The organism is Curtobacterium sp. 179-B 9B NHS (assembly GCF_045370965.1).
In the GTDB taxonomy this organism is placed as follows: domain Bacteria; phylum Actinomycetota; class Actinomycetes; order Actinomycetales; family Microbacteriaceae; genus Curtobacterium.
Window position 1 is genome coordinate 82211 of sequence record NZ_JBIQDQ010000007.1, and the last position, 20435, is coordinate 102645.

Consider the following 20435-nt stretch of genomic DNA (forward strand, 5'->3'; position numbering starts at 1 on the left):
CCGCATTCGCCAGCGGACAGTGATCCTCGATAGCTCAATTGGCAGAGCAGCCGGCTGTTAACCGGCAGGTTGTTGGTTCGAGTCCAACTCGGGGAGCGACAGGCCCTCACCCTCCGGGGTGGGGGCCTCTTGCGTTCCCGGGGTCCGGCGCCCTTGGCGCTACCGCGAGACTCGGCTCCGCGGACACGTTCGCGGGCACCGGACCACGAACGTGTCCGCACGGCCGAGTCTCGCGCGGAGCCGGCGCTGGGCGGCGGCCGGTGTTCGGCTTCCGGCTGGCTCGCAGGCGCCGCCCGGTCGCAAGCTGTTAGCGTTCACAGGTGATCACCGTGCGCCGGACCCTCGCCGCGGCGTTCGTCGTCCTCGGAGCGGTGGCGCTCACCGCGTGCACCGCCGGGCAACCGGAGCCGGAGGACTCGCTCGACTCCGCAGCACGGTCCGAGGTCTCCGCGACGGGCAGCGCGCCGATCGTCTTCGCGTTCGTGTGCAGCGGCGCCGCGGACGACAGCAGCGGCGCGGGCAGCGACACGACCGGTGACGACGCCGACGGCACGGGGGAGACGTACACGACGTACGCCGCCGTGTGGGAGGCCGAGCGCACCGGATGCCGGGCCGAGCGCATCACGGGCACCGAGATGTCGGCGCAGCAGCGGGCCGCGGTCCGGGCGGCCGACGGTACCGCCACGCTCGAGGAGCTCGCGGCGACCTGCGCGGAGCGCGGAGCGTCGCCGTGGCGTGACGGCGTCTCGACGCCGGAACAGGCCGAGCTGGCGGCCGGACTCGTCGCGTACTGCCCCGGTCACCCCGACCGGGACCGCCTGCAGGAGTCGCTGACGGCCTACCGGGGCTGAGCCGGGCCTCCCGGCCGACCGCCGGTGCCGCGCTGGGACGTGCGCCGGAGCCGACCGCGCGGTCAGCCCTCGGGGTGGTCGCGACCGGGGAGCCAGGACTTGCCCGGGCCGCCCCAGCTGCTCTTGCGGATCGCCTTCGCGACCTGCTTGCCGTACGGGTGCACGAGCCGGTCGGCGTAGAGGTAGCCGTCCAGGTGGTCGTACTCGTGCTGGAAGACGCGGGCGAGCCACCCGTGGGCCTCGACCTCGAAGGGCTCCCCGTGCTCGTCGACCGCACGGAGCAGGGCGCCCTCGGCCCGACGCAGCGGGAAGCGCTCACCCGGGATCGAGAGGCAGCCCTCGGACTCCTCGTCCTCGTCGAGCTCCTCGACCGTCTCCGGCACGGGCGGGGTGGTCCAGAGCACCGGGTTGATCGCGACCCCGCGGTGCAGGACCTCGTCGTCGTCGGTCCACGAGTACACGAACAGGCGCTTGCCGACCCCGACCTGCGGACCCGCGAGACCGACCCCGGGGGCGAGGTCCATCGTCTCGTACATGTCCTGCACCAGTGCGCGGAGGTCGTCGTCGAACGCGGTGACCTCGGCAGCGCGCTCGTGGAGGACGGGTTCGCCGGTGATGCGGATGGGGAGGACGGGCATTCACCCAGGTTATCCGGCGAGGACCGGTAGCCTCGTCGCGTGACGACGGACCTCCCGATCCCGGACGCGGTCAACCTGACCCCGTTCCAGGCCCTGATGATCCCCGTCGCGCTCGTCGGTGCGGTCTTCCTGTCGCTCGGAGCGCAGTTCCAGAGCCGCGGGGTGCAGCGCGTCGAGGCCCGGCTCGGTCGGCAGTCGAAGGGGCTGTCGGTGCGGCACGTCCTCGGGCTGCTCGGCAGCGGCTGGTGGGTGCTCGGCACGCTCATGCTCGGTCTGGCCGTCGTGCTCCAGCTCATCAGCATCACGAACGCCCCGCTCATCGTCGTGCAGCCGCTCGGCGCCGTCGCGCTCGTCATCACCACGTGGTTCTCGTCACGGTCCTCCGGGGTGCCGCTCGGACAGCAGGCGCGACGGGCGGTCTGGACCTGCATCATCGGTGTCGGGATCTTCGTCGGCATCGCCGCCGTCGTCGGCCGCGAGAGCGCGATCACCCACGAGCAGCTCGTGACGATCCTGGTGGTGCTGGCGATCGTCCTGGTGGCCGTGTTCCTGTCGTTCCGCTTCGCGGCGAAGCGGGCGAGCGCCATGTACTACATCGTCGTGGCCGGGGTGCTCTACGGCTTCGTCGCGACGCTGGCCAAGGTCGTGCTGAACCGGTTCCTGCACGGCACGTTCGACTGGCTGACCGCGATCGCCGTCGTCGGGGTGATCGTCGCCGCGGTGCTCGGCGGGTACTTCGTGCAGAACGCGTACTCGAGCGGGTCCGCCGACCTGGTGATCGCCGGCCTCACCGTCATCGACCCGATCGTCGCCGTGGGCATCGGCGTGATCGTGCTCGGCGAGGCTGCCGGGGCGCCGTGGATCGCGGTGGTCGGCTTCCTGGTCGCTGCGGTGATCGCCATCACGGGCGTGTTCCTGCTCGCGAAGCACCACCCCGAGACGCGGCACTGACCGCGGTCGGCTCGCGGTGTCGGCGGTCTTGTCCGCGGTCGCTGACAGCGTCGGTCGTCGTTGTCAGCCGTCGGCGTCGTCCGCGCGGCTGACGCGGGCGCTCGGGCCCGTGCGGTACCGTCGAGGCCCGACCAGCAACCGCCCACGAGAGGACGATGCCAGCCGTGTCAGAGGACGCCACCACCGCCACCGCCGAGTCGACGGGTGCGACGGGCGGGTCCCGACCGCTGCGCGTCATGATCGCGGCCGACACCTTCCCGCCGGACGTCAACGGCGCCGCGACCTTCGCCGAGCAGCTCGCCGTCGGGCTCGCGGAGCGCGGCCACGAGGTCCACGTCGTGGCCCCGGCGTCGAGCGCCCACCACGGCACGTTCGACGAGGAGCACCGCGGCGTCGTCCTCACCGTCCACCGGCTGAAGTCGTACAAGTGGCCGTGGCACGCGTGGCTCCGCTTCGTGTGGCCGTGGAGCGTCCGCAAGTGGACGGGTCCGATCCTCGACGCCGTCCAGCCGGACGTGCTGCACATCCAGTCGCACATCGTCATCGGGCGCGGCATCGTGCAGGAGGCCCACGAGCGCGGCATCCGCATCGTCGGCACCAACCACTTCATGCCCGAGAACCTGCTCGAGTACGTCCCGTTCGGCCGTCGCACGCTGCCGATCGCGCTGAAGATCGCGTGGAACGACGCCGCCAAGACCTACCGGCTCGCCGACGCCATCACGACGCCGACGGTGCTGGCCGCGGACTACCTCCGCGAGGCCATCGCCGGGCAGCAGGTCCTCGCGATCTCGTGCGGCATCGACGCGTCGCGCTACAGCGCCCGCAGTGGTCGCCCCGCGGGGAACGACATCGTGTTCGTCGGCCGGGTCGCGCCGGAGAAGAACCTCGACGTGCTCGTCCGGGCGCTCCCACTGCTGCCGAGTGAGCTGCACGCGACGCTCACCATCGTCGGTGGCGGCGAGATGATCCCGAAGTTGAAGACGCTCGTGCAGGAACTCGGACTCGAGGACCGGGTGCGCTTCGCCGGCTTCGTGTCGGACGAGGCGAAGCGCCAGGCGCTGACGAACGGCACCGTCTTCGCGATGCCGTCGACCGCCGAGCTGCAGAGCATCTCGTCCCTCGAGGCGATGGCGTCCGGGCTGCCGGTGGTCGCCGCGGACTCGATGGCACTGCCGCACCTCATCGACGGCAACGGGTACCTCTTCACGCCGGGCGACGTGCAGGACCTCGCTGCGAAGCTCGCCCAGGTGCTGCAGGCGTCCGACGACGACTACCAGGCGATGCGGGAGCGCAGCCTGGCCATGATCGAGGCACACGACATCAACCGCACGCTCGCGACGTTCGAGTCGCTGTATCGTGGGGAGTCGGTGGCCTGACGGTCCCCGACGAGGGGCGGTAGCCAAGCTGGTCAAGGCACTCGGCTCATAACCGAACGATCGCGGGTTCAAGTCCCGCCCGCCCTACGTGCACCTGCCGCGACGACGTGAGACCCCCGACGACCACGCGCCGACCCCGAACGTGACGTTCGAGGCGACCCGCGTCGGCACCGGCGTGCGCGTGAACGCGTTCCGCATCGGCTTCATGGGAGCCCTGGGCGTGCTCATCGCCCTGCTGGCCGGCGTGATCGTCCAGCAGCTCAGCACGGTCCTGGTCTACATCGGCGTCGCGCTCTTCCTGTCGCTGGGCATCGACCCGCTGGTGTCCTTCCTCGAACGGTTCATCCCGCGCTGGTCGGCGATCACGATCGTCGTCGTGGGTGTCCTGTCCGCCTTCGCCGGCGTCGTGTTCGCGGTCGTCCCGATCCTCATCCAGCAGGCGACGAACCTCGTCCAGAACTTCCCGGAGATCGTCCAGGACATCTCGCAGCAGGAGTGGGTCCAGGACCTGTCACAGCAGTTCGCCGGCGCCGTCGACGTCAACCACGCGCTGGAGTCGCTGCAGTCCTTCGTGGAGGACCCGGGCAACCTCCTCAGCCTCGGTGGCGGGATCCTGGCGGTCGGCAGCGGCATCCTGTCCGGCCTGACCGGCGCGATCATCGTCATCATCCTGATGCTGTACTTCCTGGCGTCGATGCGGGGCCTGAAGTCGATGGCCTACCGCTTCGTGCCGGCGACACGTCGGCAGAACTTCGTCGACGTCAGCGAGCAGATCACCCAGGCCGTCGGCCGCTACGTCGTCGGACAGATCAGCCAGGCGCTGATCAACGGCATCCTCAGCCTCGTGTTCCTGCTCATCATCGGTGCACCGCTGCCCGTGCTGCTGGCGACCTTCGCGTTCCTGGGGTCGCTCATCCCGCTCGTCGGCACCCTCGCCGCGGCGGTCGTCATCTCCCTGCTCTGCCTGTTCGCCTCGCCGGCCACGGCGCTCGCGGCCGCGATCTACTACCTCGTCTACATGCAGGTCGAGGCGTACCTCATCTCCCCGCGCATCATGTCGCGCGCGGTGCAGGTGCCGGGCGCCCTGGTGGTCATCGCCGCGGTCGCCGGTGGCACGATCGGCGGGGTCCTCGGGGCGCTCGTCGCCGTGCCGGTCGCCGCGTCGGTGATCATCATCGTGCAGAAGGTCATCTACCCCCGCCAGGAGCAGTCGTGAGCACGGTCGACCCGGACCTGGCCGAGCACGTCGCGGCCCGCGATGCCTGGGCCCGCAGCGCGCGCGGCCCGCTCGCCCTGGTGAACGCGCAGCACGTCGACCGCCCGCAGCCCGTGTGGCCGGTCGCCGGGCAGTGGGCGCCGGTCCCCGGCGGTCTCACCGTCACCGCCGCGGCGGCGGACGGCGTCGTGGTCGACGGCGTCCCGGTGGACGGTACGGTGCTGGTCGCCGGTGACACCGCCGTCGTGCCGTCGAGCGTCGCCTTCGCCGACGGGCTCGCCGGCACGGTGCACGGCTCCACGCTGCGCGTCTGGGACCCGGCCTCCGACGCGGTCTCCCGCTTCGCACGCATCGCCCGGTTCGCCCCGCGGCCGGGCGGGTGGGTCACGGCCGGCAGGTACGAACCCTGGTCCGGTCAGGAGGCACCCGGTCACCTCACCGACGCCGCCGGCGACCCCCTGCCCGTCGCCGGGACGATCGAGACCACGGTGGACGACGTTCCCGTGCGGCTCACCGCGGTGCGGTCCGCGCCGTACCACGGCCGGCCGCGGTTGCAGCTCATCGTGCAGGACACCACCAGCGCCCTGCCCGAGAGCGACCCGGGCAGCTCGTACTCGATGGGACGCTTCCTGTACCTGCCCGAGCCCGACGGCGCGGCCGAGGTCGCGCTCGACTGGGACCGGCTCGTCCTGCCGCCCTGCGCGTTCTCGTACCAGTACGCCTGCCCGGTGCCCCCGGAGGAGAACCGCCTCCCGGTCGCACTCACCGCGGGGGAGCGGCACCCCGTCGACGAGCAGGGCGCCGTCCTGCACTGAGTCCCGCCCGGTCCGCCCGCGCGGTCTGCGCGCCGGGTGTGGCGTTCCCAGCGCGGACGCTGCATAATGGGCGTGTCCGCAGGGACGTCACAATCTGATACCGATGGTTCCGCTACCGGGACTCCGCACCACAGGTCGATGGGGAAGTCGCACCTGACGAAGCGGAGGAATCGTGAACGGAACGACGACAGGGGTGCTGTACGTGCACTCCTCACCACGCGCGCTCTGCCCGCACGTCGAATGGGCAGCCGGTCGCGCGATGAGCCGCGCCGTGAACTTCTCGTGGCTCGACCAGCCCGCACTCGACGGCTCCCGCCGGACGGAGTTCACGTGGACGGGCCAGGTCGGCACCGGTGCGGCGATCGCCTCTGCCCTGCGCGGGTGGGAGCACCTGCGCTACGAGGTCACCGAGGAACCGACCGCGCAGTCCGACGGCGGGCGGTGGATGCACACGCCCGACCTCGGCGTCTTCTTCGCGCAGACCGACGTGTCCGGAAACATGGTCGTCCCCGAGGACCGTGTGCGCTACGCCATGGAGGTCGCCGGCAGCAACGCCCTCGAACTCCACCGCGAACTCCGTCTCGCCCTCGGGCAGGCCTGGGACGACGAGCTCGAGCCCTTCCGGCACGCCGCCGAGGGCAACCCCGTCGTCTGGCTGCACCGCGTCGGCTGACCCCGCCCGCGCCCTCCGCACCACTCGGACGCCGCCCGCTCCCTCCGGAGTCGGCGGCGTCCGTCGTCCCCGCGTGCGGCACGCCTGTCGTCGAGGAGCTGTGCCCTTGGCCTCGTTCAGGTCGCACGACGTGCCGCCTGCGGACGTCCCGGTCGCAGGACACGCCGTCGTCGCGGAACATGAGCGGCAGGTCGTGGGACCGGAACGGCCCGGGCACCGGCGGCCGAGGGGCGGGACCCAGCCCGTGACGGACGGAGGCCCGCCCTGCGGACGCAGGACGGGCCTCCAGGCCGACGACGGGTCGGCGACGACGGATCAGGCCGTGCGGAACGCCACCACGGCGTTGTGCCCGCCGAACCCGAACGAGTTGCTCACCGCGAGCAGGTCGCCTGCGGGCAGCTCGCGCGGCGCGGTCGCGACGTCCATCACGATCTCCGGGTCCTGCTCGGTCAGGTTGATCGTCGGCGGCGCGACGCGCTGGTGCAGCGCCATGACCGTGAACGCGGCCTCGATCGCACCGGCACCGCCGAGCAGGTGCCCCGTCGACGCCTTGGTGGCCGAGACGACCACGTTGTCGAGGTGGTCGCCGAAGACGCGGCGCATCGCGTGGTACTCGGCCACGTCGCCGACCGGGGTCGAGGTGGCGTGGGCGTTGACGTGGACGACGTCCTCGCGGGCGGCGTCGGCGTGCTCGAGCGCCGTGATGACCGCGCGGGCGGCGGCGCTGCCCTCGGGGTCCGGCGCGGTGATGTGGAAGGCGTCCGAGGTGATCCCGGCACCGGCGACCTCGGCGTAGATCGTCGCGCCGCGGGCCTCCGCGTGCTCCTTCGACTCGAGGATGAGCGCTGCGGCGCCGTCGCCGAGCACGAAGCCGTCGCGCGTGACGTCGTACGGACGCGAGGCCGTCTCGGGGGAGTCGTTCCGTCGCGAGAGTGCCTGCATCGCGGCGAACGCGGCGAGGGGCAGCGGGTGCAGTGCGGCCTCGGCGCCACCGGTGATGACGATGTCGGCGTCGCCGTCGGCGATGTGGCGGTAGGCCTCGGCCAGCGACTCGGTGGACGAGGCGCAGGCGGAGAGGTACGTGCGGGCACCGCCGCGCGCGCCGAACTCCATCTCGATGGCGGCGGCGGGGCCGTTCGCCATGAGCATCGGGACCGTCATCGGCATGACGCGACGCGGACCCTTCTCGCGCAGGGTGTCCCAGGCGTCGAGGAGCGTGTTGACGCCGCCGATGCCGGTCGCCCAGTCGACGACGAGGCGCTCGGGGACGACGGTCTCGGGGTCGATGCCGGCGTCGGCCCAGGCCTCACGAGCGGCGACGAGCGACAGCTGCGAGGAGGGGTCGAGGCGCTTGGTCTCCGGGCGCGTGAGCTGGTCCGTGAGGAAGCGGCGTGCCTGGCCGGCGAACTCGACGGGGATCTCGAGCGACGAGTAGCGCTCGTCCTCGATGCGGGTGATGCCGGACCCGCCGGCGAGCAGCGCGTCCCAGGTCTCCGGGGCGGTCGCGGCGAGGGGTGTGATCGCACCGATCCCGGTGACGACGACGGTCTTCTTGGTCATGGAACGACGTGTCTTTCGTGTGGACTGGTCGAGCGCCGGTGGACGCCCGTCCGTGTGGTCGAGCGCCGGTGGGCGCCCGTCCGGTGTGGTCGAGCGCCGGTGGGAGCTCCACCGCTGGTGGACGAGGTGAGCGCCGCGGCCCGCGGGATGTGCGCGGTCCGCGGCGCTCAGGAAGCTCGCGTCAGGCCTGGGCCTTCGTGATGTAGTCGACGGCGTCGCCCACGGTCTTGAGGTTCTTGACCTCTTCGTCCGGGATCTTCACGTCGAACTTCTCCTCGGCGTTCACGACGATGGTCATCATCGAGATCGAGTCGATGTCGAGGTCGTCGGTGAACGACTTGTCGGCGGCGACGGTGTCGGTCGCGATGCCGGTCTCGTCGTTGATCAGCTCGGCCAGGCCGGCGAGGACTTCTTCGTTGGACAGGGCCATGGGTGTTCTCCTTGAGGGGGGTGTCGTTTGACCGTGGACCAGCCTAGGGCACGAGTGGTACGGGTGCCCGGAGCCGAGCCGGGATGGGGGACTAGGGGAGGACGACGACCTGCGCGCCGAACACGAGACCGGCACCGAAGCCGATCTGCAGCGCGAGACCGCCGGAGAGCTCGGGGTGCTCCTCGAGCAGGCGGTGCGTGGCGAGCGGGATGCTCGCGGCGGAGGTGTTGCCGGTGGTGGTGATGTCGCGGGCGATCGTCACCGTCTCGGGCAGGCCGAGCTGCTTGGCGAACTCGTCGATGATGCGGATGTTCGCCTGGTGCGGCACGAACGCGGCGAGGTCCTCCGGACGGACGCCAGCGGTCTCGAGCGCCTGCCGCGCGACCTTGACCATCTCCCAGACGGCCCAGCGGAACACCGTCTGACCGGCCTGGCGCATCGTGGGACGCGGGGCTCCGGCGGCCCACTCGTTGTACGTCGCCGTCATGCCGATGGCGTCCCACTTCGAGCCGTCCGAGCCCCAGATCGTCGGGGCGATGCCGGGGAAGTCGCTCGGGCCGACGATCGCGGCACCCGCACCGTCACCGAGCAGGAACGAGATCGAGCGGTCGGTCGGGTCGACGACGTCGCTGAGCTTCTCGGCCCCGACGACCAGCACGTGGTCGGCGAGCCCGGACTTGATGAACGAGTCGGCCTGGGCGATGCCGTACGCGTAGCCGGCGCAGGCCGCGCTGACGTCGTAGGCCGCCGCGGGCGTCGCGCCGATGCGCTCCGCGAGCAACGACGCCATCGACGGCGTCGCCACGGTGTGGGTGACGGTGCTGACGAGCACGACGCCGACCTGCTCGGGCGTGATGCCGGCCTTCTCGATGGCCTCGCGCGCCGCGGCCTCGGCCAGGTCGACCGCCTCGACGTCGGCGCCGGCACGCTTGCGCGTCACGATGCCGGTGCGCTGGCGGATCCACTCGTCGGAGGAGTCGATCGGACCGACGAGGTCCTCGTTCGGCACGACGTGCTCACCGCGGGCGGCACCGAACGCCATGATGCGGGTGTACTCGTGGCCGCGACGCTGCTGCAGCACCGGACGGGAGGCGCGGGGCGCGTCGGTCCCGTCGGCTGCGGGGGACGGCGTGGTGGCGTCGGTCATGCGGTTGCGTCTGCTTCCTCGCCTGCGGGCTGCTCGCCCACCGGCTGATCGTCCGGGACGGCTGCTGCGCGCGCGTCCTGCTCGAGGAGCTCGACGGCGGCGGGCAGGTCGTCGGGGGTCTTGACGGCGACGGTGGGCGTGCCGCGCAGGCCACGCTTGGCCAGCCCGACGAGCGCGCCCGCCGGCGCGAGTTCGATGATGCCGGTGACACCGGCGGCGGAGAAGGACGCCATGACGGCGTCCCAGTGCACGGGGTTCGCGATCTGGCGGACCATCAGGTCGACGAACCGTCGGCCGTCGTCCACGCGCGATCCGTCGGCGTTCGTCCAGATCGGCAGCGTCGGGTCCTGCACCGACGCCCCGGCCGCGACCGGTCCGACCCGGTCGACCGCGGGGGCCATGTACCGCGTGTGGAAGGCGCCGGCGACGGCGAGCGGCACGACCCGGGCGCGAGCCGGCGGATCGGCGGCCAGTGCTGCGACGGCGTCGGCGGGACCGGCGACGACGGTCTGGCCGCCGCCGTTGTGGTTGGCCGGCACGAGCCCGTGCTGCTCGAGGGCTGCGGCGACCGCGTCGGCGTCGCCGCCGAGCACGGCGGCCATCGACGTCGGCTCCAGCGCTGCGGCGTCCGCCATCGCCCGGCCGCGCTCGGCGACCAGCGCGACGGCGTCGGTCGGCTCGAGGATCCCGGCGACACCGGCGGCGGTGAACTCGCCGACCGAGTGTCCGGCGACGCCGCCGACCAGGGCACGACGGCCGTCGGCGAGCAGAGCGTCGGCGGTGACGAGCCCGGCAGCCACGATGAGCGGCTGCGCGAGGGCGGTGTCCTTGATGGTGTCCGCGTCGGAGTTCGTGCCGTGCTCGACGAGGTCGACGCCGATCGCCTCGGACCACGCTCCGACGCGGTCACGGACGGCGGAGTCCTCGAGCCAGGGGGCGAGGAAGCCGGGGGTCTGGGAGCCCTGTCCGGGCGCGACGACGACGATCACCGGTCAATCCTCGTCGCCGCGCCGCCGTCGGCCCGTGTGGACATCCGACAGCGATCCGGCGGGGACGTTGTGCGATCCCTACCGTCGGGTCAGCGACGCGGCGGCAGGCGCCGTCGACCGGCGTTCGACTCGGACATCGCGCCGAGGATGAGCGCCGACTGCACGATCAGGGCGTCACGCGCGTGGGTGGCGTCCCACCCGATGACGTCGGCGACGCGGCGGAGCCGGTAGCGCACGGTGTTCGGGTGCACGAACAGCTCGCGCGCCGTCGCCTCGAGCGACCGGCCGGTGTCGAGGTAGCACCAGAGCGTCTGCAGGAGCTCGGTCGACTGGTCCTTGAGGGGGACGTAGATGCGCTGCACCAGTGCCGACCGAGCGAGCGGGTCACCCGCCAGGGCCCGCTCCGGCAGCAGGTCGTCGGCGAGTGCCGGACGGGGAGCACCGCGCCACGCCCGTGCGACGGCGAACCCGGCGAGGGCGCCCTTCGCGCTGGTCGAGGCGTCGACGACCCCGGGGACCTCGTTGCCGAGCACCAGGTGCCCCTCGCCGAACGACGGTTCGAGGGCCTGGGCGATGGCGGTGAAGGACACCGGCTCCTCGCCCTCGGGGACGTCGTCACGCGGGGTGGCCCGCCCGATGACGACCACGAGCCGAGAGCCCTGCACGCCGATGAGCACGTCGGCGTCCATGTGGCGCGCGGTGCGGCGGATCTGGTCGACCTCGAGCTGCTTCGGTGCGTTCCCGACGAGCACCGCGACCTCGCCGTGGCCGTGCCAGCCGAGCGCTGCGATGCGGGAGGGCAGCTCGTCGTCGTACTCGCCCGACAGGATCGAGTCGACGACCAGTGCCTCGAGCCGGGCGTCCCACAGGCCGCGGGCCTCGGCGGCGCGGGCGTAGACGTCGGCCGCTGCGAAGGCGATGTCCCGCGAGTACTTCAGGATCGCTTCCTGGAGCATCTCGTCGTCCTTCGCGCGCTCCTCGACCACGGTCACCACGACGCGGATGAGCTGCAGCGTCTGCTGCAGGCTCACCGAACGCAGGAGCTCGCGCGGGGCGGACCCGAAGACGTCGGCGGCGGCGATCCAGGGGGTCGACGCGGTGCCCTCGAGCCAGGAGATGAACGAGGTGATCCCCGCCTGGGCGACGAGGCCCACGGCGGACCGCCGCCCCGGGGGCATCTCGCTGTACCAGGGCAGGGTGTCCTCGAGCCGCTTGATCGTGGCGGTCGAGAGTTCGCCCGACACCTGCCGGAGCCAGGAGAGCGCGCGTTCGCGGTCCCTCTCCTGGCCCACGGCAGCGTCGGTGCGGGGTGTGCTCACCAGCGGATCAGGCCTCTCCGCCCGCGCTGCCGGTCGTGCCGGCGTTGACGTCGTGCAGGCGGTACTTGTCGATCGCCTGCTGGACGACGGCGTGGTCGACCTTGCCCTGCTTCGCGAGCTGCTGCAGCGTGCGCACCACGACGGACGGACCGTCGATGTGGAAGAAGCGGCGTGCCGCCGGACGGGTGTCCGAGAAGCCGAAGCCGTCGGCACCGAGCGTCGCGAAGTCGGTCGGGACGAACGGACGGATCTGCTCCTGCACGGCGTGCATGAAGTCGCTCACCGCCACGACCGGCCCCTCGGTGCCGAGCAGGCGCTCGGTCACGTACGGGGTGCGCGGCTGCTCGTTCGGGTTGAGGAACGCCTGCTGCTCGGCGTCGAGACCGTCACGGGTGAGCTCGCCCCAGCTCGTGACGCTCCAGACGTCGGCGGACACGCCCCAGTCCTCGGCGAGGAGCTGCTGCGCCTCGAGGATCCACGGCACCGCGACCCCGGACGCGAGCAGCTGGGCCTTCGGGCCGTCGTGTTCGCTCGGCTTGAGCAGGTACATGCCCTTGACGATGCCCTCGACGTCGACGCCCTCGGGCTCGGCGGGCTGCACGAGCGGCTCGTTGTAGACCGTCAGGTAGTACATGACGTTCGGGTCGTCGTGGGACGGCGAACCGTCCTCGTTCGTCCCGTACATGCGCTCGAGGCCGGACCGGACGATGTGCCCGATCTCGTAGCCGTAGGCCGGGTCGTAGGACACGACCGCCGGGTTCGTCGCCGCGAGGAGCGGCGAGTGACCGTCGGCGTGCTGCAGGCCCTCGCCGGTCAGCGTGGTGCGCCCTGCGGTGGCACCGATCATGAAGCCGCGGACCATCTGGTCACCGGCGGCCCAGATCGCGTCGCCGGTGCGCTGGAACCCGAACTGCGAGTAGAAGACGTAGACCGGGATGAGCGGTTCGCCCTGCGTCGAGTACGAGGACCCGACGGCGGTGAAGGCCGCGAGGGCGCCCGCCTCGTTGATGCCGACGTGGATGATCTGGCCCTGCGGGCTCTCCTTGTAGGCCAGGAGCAGCTCGCGGTCGACCGACGTGTAGTGCTGGCCGTTCGGGTTGTAGATCTTCGCGGTCGGGAAGTACGCGTCCATGCCGAACGTGCGCGCCTCGTCCGGGATGATCGGCACCACGCGGTTGCCGAAGTCCGGGGAGCGGAGCAGGTCCTTCAGCAGGCGGGCGAACGCCATCGTCGTGGCGACCTCCTGCTTGCCGGAGCCCTTCTTCACGACCTGGTACTTCGACTCCTCCGGCAGCGTGAACTGCGTGTACTTCGTCCGACGCTCCGGCACGTACCCGCCGAGCTCGCGGCGACGCTCGTGCATGTACTGGATCGCCTCGTCGTCGTGACCGGGGTGGTAGTACGGCGGGGTGTAGGGGTCCTCGTCGAGCTGTGCGTCGGAGATCGGGATGCGCATCTCGTCGCGGAACTGCTTGAGGTTGTCGAGCGTGAGCTTCTTCATCTGGTGGGTCGCGTTGCGCCCCTCGAAGCTCGGGCCGAGGCCGTAGCCCTTGACCGTCTTCGCCAGGATGACCGTCGGCTGGCCCTTGTGCTCGGTCGCGGCCTTGAACGCGGCGTAGACCTTGCGGTAGTCGTGCCCGCCGCGCTTGAGGTTCCAGATCTGGTCGTCCGTGTAGCCCTCGACGAGCTCGAGCGCCTTCGGGTCGCGCCCGAAGAAGTTCTCGCGGACGTAGGCGCCGTTCTCGGCCTTGTAGGTCTGGTAGTCGCCGTCCGGCGTCGCGTTCATCAGGTTGAGGAGCGCGCCCTCGGTGTCGCGGGCGAGCAGGTCGTCCCACTCGCGGCCCCAGACGACCTTGATGACGTTCCAGCCCGCGCCGCGGAAGAACGCCTCGAGCTCCTGGATGATCTTGCCGTTGCCGCGGACGGGTCCGTCGAGGCGCTGGAGGTTGCAGTTGATGACGAAGTTCAGGTTGTCGAGCCCGTCGTTCGCCGCGACCTGCAGCTGCCCGCGCGACTCGACCTCGTCCATCTCGCCGTCGCCGAGGAACGCCCAGACCTGCTGGTCGGAGGCGTCCTTGATGCCGCGGTTGGACAGGTACTTGGCCTGCTGGGCCTGGTAGATCGCGTTGATCGGGCCGATGCCCATCGACACGGTCGGGAACTGCCAGAAGTGCGGCATGAGGCGCGGGTGCGGGTAGGACGACAGTCCACCGCCCGCGTGCGACTTCTCCTGGCGGAAGCCGTCGAGCTGGTCCTCGCTGAGGCGGCCCTCCATGTAGGCGCGGGCGTACATGCCGGGGGAGGCGTGGCCCTGGAAGAAGACCTGGTCACCGCCGGACGGGTGGTCCTGCGCGCGGAAGAAGTGGTTGTAGCCGACCTCGTACATCGCGGCGCTCGACGCGTACGTCGAGATGTGCCCACCGACCGCGACGCCGGGGCGCTGGGCGCGGTGCACCGTGATCGCGGCGTTCCACCGGATCCACCGGCGGTAGCGGCGCTCGAGTTCCTCGTCACCGGGGAACTCCGGCTCGTCCTCGGGCGCGATCGTGTTGACGTAGTCGGTCGTCGGGACCATCGGCACGCCGAGGTGCAGCTCGTTCGAGCGCTTCAGCAGGCTCTGCATGATCTCGCGGGCCCGCTGGTGGCCGTGCGTCGCGACGAGTCCGTCGAGCGACTCACGCCACTCTGCGGTCTCCTCCGGGTCCTGGTCGGTCCCTGCGGTGCTGCGCGGGTCCTGGTCGTTCACCGTCACCCTTGACCTCGTTCGTTCTCGTGGTGGTGGACATGGGGGCCACCGATGGTCGGGTCACGACCGGTCGGAGCCCACACCACCTTAGGCCCCACGACCGACGCCTTCGCTGATGGTGTCGTGCAGGTGGTACTTGCGTCCTGGTGCGGTCGGCGTACGATTGCCGATCGTGCACGGACGACCCGCACGTGCGCACGCGACACGGGCACACCCCACGCCCGAGGAAGAAGCAGCGCACCGATGGCCCTGGAGATCGGCTCCCTCGCGCCGGACTTCGAGCTCCCGAACCAGTTCGGCGAGCACGTCCGCCTCAGCGACTTCCGTGGCGTCCGCCCGGTCGCCCTCGTCTTCTTCCCGCTGGCGTTCTCGTCCGGCTGCACGAACGAGCTCTGCACCCTGCAGGACAACATCGCGATGTTCGAGGACCAGCGGGTCGAGCTGATCGGCATCTCCGTCGACTCGAAGGCCACGCTCCGCTCGTTCGCCGAGACGCACGGCTACGACTTCGAGCTGCTCGCCGACTTCTGGCCGCACGGCGCGGTGTCGAAGGAGTACGGCGTGTTCCTCGACAAGAAGGGCTTCGCGACCCGCGCGACGTTCGTCATCGACGTGCACGGTCGCATCAAGGCGTCGATCATCACCGAGCCCGGGCTGCAGCGCGACGTCGCCGAGTACCGCGAGGCGCTCGACCGTCTCGCCGCGTGCACCGCGCCGGTCCCGGTCGCCTGACCGTCCCCGCGAGCCCCTACGCACCCTGGCCGGTGACCGACGCGGCCGCCGCGTGGTCGCTCCGGAGCACCACGGTGCCCACCAGCAGCGGGCCCGTGGTGGTGCACCACCGTCCCGGTGCCGACCCGGTGCTGCTGCTCCACGGCGTGGCGGGGTCGTGGACGACCTGGACGCCGTTGCTGGCCGCCGCCGGTGGTGTCGGCGCGCGGGGTCTCGTGCTCGTCGACCTGCCCGGGTGGGGGTCCTCGCCGGCGCCCGCGGGGCCGTTCACCGTGGACGACGGCGTCCGCGTGCTGCTGGAGGTCCTCGACGCCCTCGCCGTGGGGTCGGTCGACGTCGTCGGGCACTCGATGGGCGCGTTCGTCGCGCTCCACCTCGCCGTGGTCGCTCCCGAGCGCGTCGGGTCGCTCGGGCTCGTGTCGGGCACGACGATCGCGACCGTGCGGGCCTCCGGCCGACCCTGGCGTGCGCTCGCGTCGCTCCCCGCGTTCACGCTGCTGCGGGCCGGGCTCCTCGTGACGGGTCGTCGGGCGAGGGCGATCCTCCGTGGCACCGCCCGCGTCGGACTCCTGCCGCTCGTCGCCGCACCCGTGTTCGCGCACGTCCGTCGACTGGACCCGAGTGTCCTCGACGCCTTCGTCGACGAGTTCCGGCCCGAGCGCTTCACGGCTGCCGCCCGGGACGCCGCCGGCTACGACGTCGACCGCTGGCGCTCGGTCGGCTGCCCGGTGACTGCGGTGCTCGGCCGCGGGGACGTCTTCGCCCGGGTGTCCGACCTCGACGACCTGCGCGGCCTGGTGCCGGGAGCCCGGACGGCCGTGCTCGACGACTGCGGGCACTTCGCACACGTCGAGCACCCCGGTGCCGTGGCGGCGTTCCTCGGACTCACCTCCGCACCGGCCTGACGGGTCGGGCCGTTCCGCAGCGGTCGTCCGACGGCGCCGCGCCCCCAGCGCGGCCGTGCGAGCGCGGCCCTGCTCAGCCCGCCACTGCCCCGGCGGGGAACGTCTCCGCGATGCGGGACCGCACCTCGGTCACCACCGCGCGTCGCATCGCCGGCGAGAACAGCGCGTGGTCGCCGTCCGGGACCTCCACGACCGAGACCTTCGCACCCCAGCGGCGGACGGCGCGACGGCCGCCGTACCGCTCGAAGCGTTCGATGTCCTCCGGCGCCGCGACCACGACGACGTCAGTGCCGTGCTCGACGATCGGGCCGAGGTGGCCGACGACGCCGCCGAGCGCCCCGCGGCGGGCGATCGCGTCGCGGACCCGCGCCGGGACGAGGCGGTTGTAGGGAGCGCGGAGCGCGCGACGGAGCCGGGACGCGTCGGCCACCGCCTGCGCGGACCCGGCGTACGAGCCCGGAGCCGCGGGCGTGCGGCGGTAATCGTTCGGACTGATCTCCACCACGAGCCGCGGGTGCTCGTCGACCGCGCGGCCGGCGAGCCACGCACCGGCGCACATGCCGACGATGGCGAGCCGCTCGGAGGGGACCCGCAACGCCGCGACCACCTCGTGCTGGTCGTCGACCCACTCCTGCGCGAACAGGAAGGCGTCCTCGTCGGCGCGCACGTCCGAGCTCTCCCCGGTACCCCGCCGGTCGACGCGCACGACGCGGGCGCCGTCACGGGCCAGCGTCCGCGCGAGGGCGACCTGGTAGTCGACGGCGCCGGTCCGGTGCTCGGCGCCGCCGTTGTGGAGCAGCACCACCGGGGCGTCCTCGTCCTGGGCGGAGGACACGGTCTCGACGGCGAAGAGCCCGTCCGGGCCGATGCGGAGCACCCGCTCGGACACGCGGTCGTCGACGTCCAGCACCTCGTCGAGCGCGGGCGGGGTCGTCGGAGCAGCGGTGGCGGGTGCCCAGGCGTCCAGCCGACCGACCACGGCGTCGACGGCGTCCGCCGGGATCCGGGCGTCGATGCTCGTGCCGTCGAGGAGCTCGGCGGTGCCGTCCACCTCGAGGACCTCGACCGGGCCGAGTCCGCGCGGCGGGACGGCACCAGGGCGGACGACGGCGACCGTCGTCGCGGAGCGTGGCGCGTACGCCAGGGCGCCGACGACGGCGGTCTCGGCGGGTCCGAGGTCGATGCCCACGAGCGACTCGACCCCGTCCACGATCCGGTCGGGGCCGATCGTGATCGTCGCGAGCGCCCGCTGCCGTCGCAGCCAGGCACGTCCGGACGCCGGGGCGTCCCAGACGACCAGGGCGTCGTCGTCACCGACGGCGGCGGCCGCGACCAGGGCTGCCGAGGCGAGACCCACGAACGCGATGCGCTCGACCCCCGACCGGCGCAGCACCGCCGCGGCGGCGCGAGCGGACCGCACCTGCGCGTCGGGGTCGCCGTCGTCCGCGGAGTCCCCACGTCCGGACGGGTCGTAGCGCACCGAGGCCACGCCACGGGCCTCCAGGCCGTCCGCCAGCAGCCGCAGCGTGCGGTAGGCGATGACGCCCTCCTGCCCGAGCGGCGGGCAGAGGACCACGCCGGCGCGTGCGGTCGGCGGGAGCTGCACGGCGAGGCGCAGCGCGGGCGACCCCGACCAGCCGTGGTGGGTGGTCACAGCGCCAGGGCGGCGCGGACGTCGGTCGTCCAGCGGTCCGGGTCGGTGCCGTGCGCGGCGAACAGGGCGATCGTGATGCGCTCGAGGCCGAACGCGGTGCAGGCGCTGTGGGCCACCTCGCCGTCGGCGGTGCGGAGACCGAACGACGTGCCGAAGTGGTCCTCGTGCAGGTTCGCCGACGAGATCGCCGTCGCCTCGTGCTCGGGCCCGTACACGGGGGTGACGAACTCGTACTTCAGCGACTGCTCGACCTGGTTCCGGGCGAGCATCTGGCCGACACGACCGAAGAACGGGTCGTTCGCCGGGACGACGTCGATCGCCAGGCCGAAGGACTCGAGCAGGGCGCGCATGCCCGGGGTGCGGCCGTCGCGGTGCGCCTTCGCCGACTCGGGGGTGCCGACGTGCACGAACTCGTGCATGTGGAAGGCCTGCAGGCGCATCGGGTCGAGCGAGGGCTCGCGGCGGAACGAGTCGCCGACGATGTCGAACGTCCGACCACCGGCCGGCACCGTGTCGCCGATCAGCCCGTACAGCGGGTGGCAGACGGCCGGGGTCAGCATGAGGTCGGCGGGCTCGAGGAACGACTCCCAGCGCTCGCCGCGACCCCGGGCGGCCAGCAGTGCGCGGTGCGTCCGGTCGTCGCCGGTGAAGCCGGAGATCGACGCGGCGAGGTCCGGGAACGACGCGATGTAGTCCGTCCGCTCGAACGCGGCGAGCGGCTCGACCGGCGGGAAGCGCAGGACCTCGGCGTCGAGGTCGGCCTGGCTCCGCACGACGGCGGCGTCGACCGCGCCGTACACGCGCTCGAAGACGCCGGTGCGGCCGTAGAGCCCGGGGGAGCCGAGGTCGACGAGGACCCGGTCGGTGAGCAGACGTCCGCGCAGGTCGGCGCGCGCGGCGTCGAGGTCGGACGTGGTGGTGTGGTCGGTGATGGTCACAGGAGTGCTCCGCTCATGAGTGCCAGTGCGGCGTCGTTCTGCAGGAGCCGGTCGTTGCTCACCATGACGGCGGCTCCGTGGGCGTCCCGGAGGTGTCGGGCGATGCTCAGCGGCCCGGTCGCGGCGAACCCGGCGATGCCGACGATGCGCATCGCGGTCGTCACGATGTCGACGACCCGCTCCGATGCGGCGATCTTCAGGGCGTTGGCGGCGAGTGCGTACGCGGGGGAGCCGAGCACCGTCGCGTCGTCGGCGGACCGGTCGAAGCGCTCCGCGGCGTGGCGGACCGCGTCCGCGAGGGTCTGCAGCTCCACCAGGAGCTCGGCGAGCCGGAGGGCTCCCGGCGGGGTCGTCCCGACCGCGGCCCGCGCCTGCTTCCGCACGGCCTGCCGGGCGCGTTCGGCGGCGCCGGCGGCGATGCCGGTCCAGACCGACGCCCACAGCACGTGCGAGACCGGCAGGCCCGTCTGCGCCGAGATCGTCGCGTAGTCGTCGCGGAGCACCCGGTCCTCGTGGGTGTCGGCGTCGAGCACCCAGCCGTTGCTGCAGGTGCCGCGGAGACCGAGGGTGTCCCAGGTCGAGGTCTGCGTGAGGGTCGTGTCCTCGGGCAGGCAGACGACGAGACGCTGGTCCGAGGGCGCGGCGTCGGGGTCGCGACGGGCGGTGACGAACACCGCGTCGGCCTCGGTCGCGTAGGAGATGACGGGCGCCTCCTTGTGCAGGTGGATGCGACCAGCGGTGGAGACCTCGATGGCGCAGGTGCTCCGGCGCGCGTCGCCACCGATGCCCTTCTCGGTCGTCGAGGACGCCACGAGCGCTCCGGCCAGGACGGCCTCGGTCATCGCGGTGACACCGAGGCCGACGCCGCCGTGCCGCCAGAGCGCCATCGCCTGTCCGTGGTGCATCGCGAAGACCATCCCGGTCGCGGCGCACGCCCGCCCGAGGGCCGTGGCGATCGTCGAGAGCTCGGCGAGGGTGGCTCCCTCGCCACCGAGTGCGGTCGGGACGGCGGCCGCCAGGAGGCCGTGCTCCTTCATCGCCGCGATCGCCTCGCGGGGCGGACGGGCGTCGCGGTCGACCTCGTCGGCGTGCCGGGCGGCGACCTCGGCGACGAGTGCGGCGCGGAGGGCGAAGCGGTCGACGGGCGTGGTCGCTCCGGTCGTGTCCGGGCCGACGGGGACCGACGGGTCGTCCAGGACGGGGGTGCTCACGCTGCTGCCTCCGCGGCGGCCGCGATCGACTCGATCGTGGCGAAGGTCGAGCGGTGCAGCACGGCGTCGGGGAACTCCACGTCGAGCTCGTTCTCCACCGCGAGCATCACGTTCACGGTGGCGTGCGAGGTCAGGCCGAGCGCGTACAGGTCGGCGATCGAGGCGATGTCGGACGCGTCGACGGTGAGGTGTCCGTGGTCGGCGAGGGCCCGTCGGACGGCCTGCTCGGCGCCGGGCGCGGCGAGGGCGACGGGGGCGGGTGCGGAGGTCGGGTCCTGGTGCAT

19 protein-coding genes and 2 tRNA genes are annotated in these 20435 nt (G+C 72.3%); 10 read left to right on the top strand and 11 right to left on the bottom strand.

All coding sequences use genetic code 11. The features are described from left to right. Positions 1 to 23 precede the first annotated feature (23 nt). Together ACH0A8_RS08340 and ACH0A8_RS08345 are read left to right on the top strand one after the other, a co-directional pair. A tRNA-Asn gene (locus ACH0A8_RS08340) sits at positions 24 to 96 on the top strand. Between the two features lie 224 nt (positions 97 to 320). Then, positions 321 to 851 carry a hypothetical protein gene (locus tag ACH0A8_RS08345; RefSeq protein WP_209682988.1) on the top strand — a complete coding sequence of 177 codons (531 nt, stop codon included), beginning with the start codon at positions 321 to 323 and terminating at the stop codon, positions 849 to 851. A 62-nt stretch (positions 852 to 913) separates the two neighbouring features. On the opposite strand, the gene def is transcribed toward ACH0A8_RS08345, so the two are convergent. Then, positions 914 to 1489: a peptide deformylase gene (def, locus tag ACH0A8_RS08350; protein ID WP_066653925.1), complete on the bottom strand. Its 576-nt coding sequence runs from the start codon at positions 1487 to 1489 to the stop codon at positions 914 to 916. A 39-nt stretch (positions 1490 to 1528) separates the two neighbouring features. On the opposite strand from def, the gene ACH0A8_RS08355 reads away from it, so the two are divergent. The 6 genes from ACH0A8_RS08355 (at position 1529) to ACH0A8_RS08380 (ending at position 6520) form a co-directional block, all read left to right on the top strand. Next, positions 1529 to 2440, top strand: a complete 912-nt coding sequence (locus tag ACH0A8_RS08355; protein WP_406906977.1) for a DMT family transporter — start codon at positions 1529 to 1531, stop codon at positions 2438 to 2440. Between the two features lie 155 nt (positions 2441 to 2595). Then, a complete protein-coding gene (locus ACH0A8_RS08360) occupies positions 2596 to 3816 on the top strand; it encodes a glycosyltransferase (RefSeq protein ID WP_285841192.1) in 1221 nt (406 codons plus the stop codon). A 13-nt stretch (positions 3817 to 3829) separates the two neighbouring features. Continuing rightward, positions 3830 to 3903: transfer RNA gene (locus tag ACH0A8_RS08365), tRNA-Ile, on the top strand. Positions 3904 to 3910: 7 nt separating this feature from the next. Next, on the top strand, positions 3911 to 5032 hold the full coding sequence (locus ACH0A8_RS08370; RefSeq protein WP_200884164.1) for an AI-2E family transporter: 1122 nt from the start codon (positions 3911 to 3913) through the stop codon (positions 5030 to 5032). Further along, positions 5029 to 5847, top strand: coding sequence for a DUF1684 domain-containing protein (locus ACH0A8_RS08375; protein ID WP_209682983.1), 819 nt, complete (start codon positions 5029 to 5031; stop codon positions 5845 to 5847). The genes ACH0A8_RS08370 and ACH0A8_RS08375 overlap by 4 nt, the downstream gene beginning before the upstream one ends. 193 nt (positions 5848 to 6040) lie before the next feature. Further along, a complete protein-coding gene (locus tag ACH0A8_RS08380) occupies positions 6041 to 6520 on the top strand; it encodes a DUF3145 domain-containing protein (RefSeq protein WP_081984811.1) in 480 nt (159 codons plus the stop codon). Positions 6521 to 6835: 315 nt separating this feature from the next. On the opposite strand, the gene ACH0A8_RS08385 is transcribed toward ACH0A8_RS08380, so the two are convergent. The 6 genes from ACH0A8_RS08385 to aceE all read right to left on the bottom strand — a co-directional run bounded on the left by ACH0A8_RS08385 (position 6836) and on the right by aceE (position 14717). Beyond that, positions 6836 to 8080, bottom strand: coding sequence for a beta-ketoacyl synthase (locus ACH0A8_RS08385; protein ID WP_066653928.1), 1245 nt, complete (start codon positions 8078 to 8080; stop codon positions 6836 to 6838). 181 nt (positions 8081 to 8261) lie between these two features. Further along, positions 8262 to 8510 (bottom strand): acyl carrier protein, encoded by a 249-nt coding sequence (locus ACH0A8_RS08390; protein ID WP_058729431.1) that lies wholly within the window; start codon positions 8508 to 8510, stop codon positions 8262 to 8264. A 91-nt stretch (positions 8511 to 8601) separates the two neighbouring features. Beyond that, entirely contained in the window at positions 8602 to 9657 is a 1056-nt protein-coding gene (locus ACH0A8_RS08395; protein ID WP_200884140.1) for a beta-ketoacyl-ACP synthase III, read from the bottom strand. Continuing rightward, positions 9654 to 10646: an ACP S-malonyltransferase gene (locus ACH0A8_RS08400; protein WP_251154965.1), complete on the bottom strand. Its 993-nt coding sequence runs from the start codon at positions 10644 to 10646 to the stop codon at positions 9654 to 9656. The genes ACH0A8_RS08395 and ACH0A8_RS08400 overlap by 4 nt, the downstream gene beginning before the upstream one ends. Positions 10647 to 10735: 89 nt before the next feature. Then, on the bottom strand, positions 10736 to 11938 hold the full coding sequence (locus tag ACH0A8_RS08405; RefSeq protein ID WP_200884165.1) for a CdaR family transcriptional regulator: 1203 nt from the start codon (positions 11936 to 11938) through the stop codon (positions 10736 to 10738). Positions 11939 to 11972: 34 nt separating this feature from the next. Continuing rightward, positions 11973 to 14717: a pyruvate dehydrogenase (acetyl-transferring), homodimeric type gene (gene aceE / locus ACH0A8_RS08410; protein WP_209682980.1), complete on the bottom strand. Its 2745-nt coding sequence runs from the start codon at positions 14715 to 14717 to the stop codon at positions 11973 to 11975. A 237-nt stretch (positions 14718 to 14954) separates the two neighbouring features. On the opposite strand from aceE, the gene ACH0A8_RS08415 reads away from it, so the two are divergent. Further along, entirely contained in the window at positions 14955 to 15443 is a 489-nt protein-coding gene (locus tag ACH0A8_RS08415; RefSeq protein ID WP_066653934.1) for a peroxiredoxin, read from the top strand. A gap of 32 nt (positions 15444 to 15475) precedes the next feature. Beyond that, a complete protein-coding gene (locus tag ACH0A8_RS08420) occupies positions 15476 to 16348 on the top strand; it encodes an alpha/beta fold hydrolase (RefSeq protein WP_406906978.1) in 873 nt (290 codons plus the stop codon). 73 nt (positions 16349 to 16421) lie between these two features. Here ACH0A8_RS08420 and ACH0A8_RS08425 read toward each other — a convergent pair whose 3' ends face one another. Genes ACH0A8_RS08425 through ACH0A8_RS08440 form a run of 4 tightly spaced genes read right to left on the bottom strand, consistent with a single transcriptional unit; the run spans position 16422 to position 20435 of the window. Next, on the bottom strand, positions 16422 to 18002 hold the full coding sequence (locus tag ACH0A8_RS08425) for an alpha/beta hydrolase (protein WP_251154968.1): 1581 nt from the start codon (positions 18000 to 18002) through the stop codon (positions 16422 to 16424). After that, positions 17999 to 18940, bottom strand: coding sequence for an amino acid--[acyl-carrier-protein] ligase (locus ACH0A8_RS08430; RefSeq protein ID WP_209682971.1), 942 nt, complete (start codon positions 18938 to 18940; stop codon positions 17999 to 18001). The genes ACH0A8_RS08425 and ACH0A8_RS08430 overlap by 4 nt, the downstream gene beginning before the upstream one ends. After that, positions 18937 to 20151 (bottom strand): acyl-CoA dehydrogenase family protein, encoded by a 1215-nt coding sequence (locus ACH0A8_RS08435; protein ID WP_271825415.1) that lies wholly within the window; start codon positions 20149 to 20151, stop codon positions 18937 to 18939. Before ACH0A8_RS08435 ends, ACH0A8_RS08430 begins: the two co-directional genes overlap by 4 nt. Further along, positions 20148 to 20435 carry an acyl carrier protein gene (locus tag ACH0A8_RS08440; protein WP_209682965.1) on the bottom strand — a complete coding sequence of 96 codons (288 nt, stop codon included), beginning with the start codon at positions 20433 to 20435 and terminating at the stop codon, positions 20148 to 20150. The genes ACH0A8_RS08435 and ACH0A8_RS08440 overlap by 4 nt, the downstream gene beginning before the upstream one ends.